Annotated in this window: 2 protein-coding genes; both read right to left on the bottom strand. The window is 51.4% G+C overall.

Annotated features, from left to right (window positions below):
• Window positions 1-91 precede the first annotated feature (91 nt).
• A complete protein-coding gene (locus ACJ2PR_RS35475) occupies window positions 92-808 on the bottom strand; it encodes a DUF928 domain-containing protein (protein ID WP_446880580.1) in 717 nt (238 codons plus the stop codon).
• Between the two features lie 383 nt (window positions 809-1,191).
• A partial coding sequence (locus tag ACJ2PR_RS35470; RefSeq protein ID WP_446880579.1) for a CHAT domain-containing protein occupies window positions 1,192-3,169 on the bottom strand: 1,978 nt, incomplete at its 5' end.

Raw genomic sequence — 3,169 nt, 5'->3', positions numbered from 1 at the left:
AGGGGGCTGCCTGGATTCACAACCGCAGCGAAAGATTTCATCGAATTCACGTCCTATTACCATTCCTTGAGTGGCTTTTTATTTTTTGAGACTATTTAGTTTGAGACACGATGACTTCGGTGAGCGCTTCTAGACCGACCGATCGCAATAGCTCTGTCCAGACGGTCGCAAGGTGAGCATTGTTGGGTTGGGTTTGACGAAGCTCAGTCAATAGGGAGAAGGCTTGAACCCACAGACCTTGTGATAGATAAAGGGACACACGATCGCTGGCTTTGGCAGTCGCTAACCTTTCTTGGGCCGAGGGATCGAGTTGGATGCGTTTGATCCAGCCACCGACGACCCAATCTGAGGTGCGATCGTTCTGGTTGCACACGAGGGCGGCTGTCCAGTAGTAGGGCTGATCTGGCTTGAGTTGGGGCGCTTCTGAAGGCAACCGTAGACTCACTAGCCCCGCTTTTGTTGAAATCGGCACCAGCGTTTGATAAATGCCATTCATCTCCGCATCAAAAACGCTCAACTCCACCATTTGAGCCGTCGTCTTGGGAAGGTAGATCCAAAAATCGGGTCGATCGCTGGACGTGAGTGCCATTTGCCCTTTGGGACTGAGCGCCATCAAGCGGCTGGTCGGATCGGGCGATCGTACACAGAAGGTCGAACTGGTGCGTGAACCACCGCCTGCTGTGCCGTTGGGAGAGCCTTGTCCAGGAGGGGGTTCGATTTGTGCGACAGCTTTAAGTTGGCTCCCTGAGTAGAAACCTAGAGCGACGGATAACGATAGGCAGGCAGCAATACGGCGAAGTGTAGTCATGATTTGCAAACAGAAGGTTATCGTCATTTAGCAGAGAAGCAGAGCTTGAGGAAAGAAAGACGAGCTTGCAGCGTTGGGCGACTTGAGCGACGGAGCGGGAAGCGTTGAGACCCTGCCAGCCCTCAATTTTTTGAGAGGCGCTTGGCGGGAGAAAGCGGATAATTTTACTGCCGTCGATTAAGGGGCGTGTGACTCAAAGCTACTCTGTACTTTATCAGTGTCTACTCAGTGTAATTGCTGAGGTTTTAGGCAATTATTCTATTAATTATCTAAAGCTTTGATGAAGAATCTTCAGATTCCTACGGAGCAATTTTCTTTAGTTCTGTGAACTCTGCCTCAAGGCTATCCTGAGGATTACGGCAGTCTTTTGTTACGCTCAGTGTTTATAACCAGTTGCCGATTAAAACAAACGGTGCCCAATAATACGGATGATTGAAGGCGGGCTGTTTGAGGAGGTGTAGCTGTGCCGATCGCACCGCTTCGCCCTTGACTCTAGACTTGGCAAACACTTGATAAAACTGCACCATAAATTCGGCCGTGGATTGATCATTGACCTGCCAGAGGGTGGCCAGGGTGCTGCTGGCTCCCGATCGCACCGCCACGCCTGCCAATCCCAAAGCGGCCCGTCTGTCGCCCTTAGCTGTCTCACAAGCACTCAAGACGAGTAGATCGATCGAGGGCAGATTGAGAGACTCCCGATTTGTGAGCAGGGCATCGAGGGCGTTGACGTTAAGCCGACCGTCCCAGGTAGCGATGTAGGTGTCTTCTGCTTTGGAGCTAAATTCGCCGTGAGTGGCTAAATGGACGACCGAAACAGGCTGTGTTTTGAGCTTGGACTTTAGAGTTTGGGTCGTAAAGGTTTGGTCAAGCAGCACGGTTGAGGCGATCAGGCGACCAATTCTTATGACTTCTTGTTTGACTCCGGGCAGGGGCGCAAAGGTGGTGTTTCCCTGGCTCAGTCCGCCGATCAGCGCTCGAATCTGGGGATGAGTCGTCTGTCTTCCAAATAGACGCAAACCGGGTGTCACAACAACTTGATATTGCTCAATTAGATACTGGTTGCCGTCGTAGAGCGCGGCCATAGGCAAATCTCGCAGCACCCCATCCAACACAAACACCAGGGTTTTGATTTGAGAATGAGCCAGATGTGTCAGGGCAGGTTTGACCAGCCAGGAATAGAGGTCTTGAGCGATCGGCAGTCGTTCTTGAGCAAAGGAGGTCGATCGTAGAGACTGCCGCATTCGTCGCCCGGTGTCTTCTACCTGGGTCTGGGAAGCTTGGGTGGCATAGTGGCGCAGCGGCTGACCCGAAATTGCTAAAATCACCTCCAAGCGATCGACTAAAACAATGGGATAAATCACCGCCGCTTGGGGATCGATCTGATCGACTTGCTGAGGTTGGCTATCCACGCAGGCTTCTCGAAAAAAGTTGGCCAACTCGGCCAATTGGAGCGACTCGATCAGCGATCGGGCCTGTTTTAAATTGTCCTGCTCGATCTCAGCGCCAGCCGAATTGGACTGTTGTAGCAGCAGATCGACTAACTCTCGATACACAGGTTCGACTTTTTCTCGAAATGAAAACTGAGCATCTTCGCTGACAGTCACCAGATCGTTTCTCAACAGTTGCAGCGTGTTGACTGCTTGAGTGTAAGAGGCGATCGCTAAAGTGTAGTCGTCTTCATTCCCAATCTGATTTAAGCGGGCTTTTGCTTTGAGAATTCTTCCGAGTTGCCATTGCCATTGATAGGTGATATCTGAAGCGTGAATAATTTCTGATAACAGTAGTGCCTCTCGTGTGAGCGATTCTGCGTCTGACCATTGTTGAATCTGCTCATAAAGCTGTCCTAGTCGTCCTGTTGCGTAGGATTGCGCCCGGAGATTTCCCAGGCTTTTGGCTTGCTGAATGGCCTTTGCCAGCAGTTGAGCGACTGATTTGAGGTCAGAGGCGCGGGCTACTTCAGCGGAGGTTTCGTTGAGATTGATCCGTTTGATCAAGCTTTCTGCCAGATTGATTTGGGCGTAGATGGCGGTTTGGCTGGGCGGTAAGGGGTCGAGTTGCGATCGGATTTGAGTCAACAGTCGTTGGATTTGAGTCGTCCGATCTTCCTGCAAGGTTTCTGACAAGGTTTTTGACTCGATCAACAGGTCAAGCTGGTTGAGTTGGGCCTGAAGTCTAACGGGACTGTCTGCTGCGGCCGCCTGTTCATAAAACATCAGAGCCGCTGTCTGCTGATTTTTTGCCTCTGCGGTATTGCCCAAATTTAACCAGGCAATTTGCATGTCGGGGCGCGATCGAATGCGTTGAGCGATCGCCAGACTCTTCTGCAAGACTCTTTCTGACGCAGCCAAATCGCCCGACACC

This window comes from Phormidesmis sp. 146-33 (assembly GCF_052939515.1).
The sequence above is the reverse complement of the archived record's forward strand: the minus strand, read 5'-3'. Positions and strand labels throughout refer to the sequence as shown.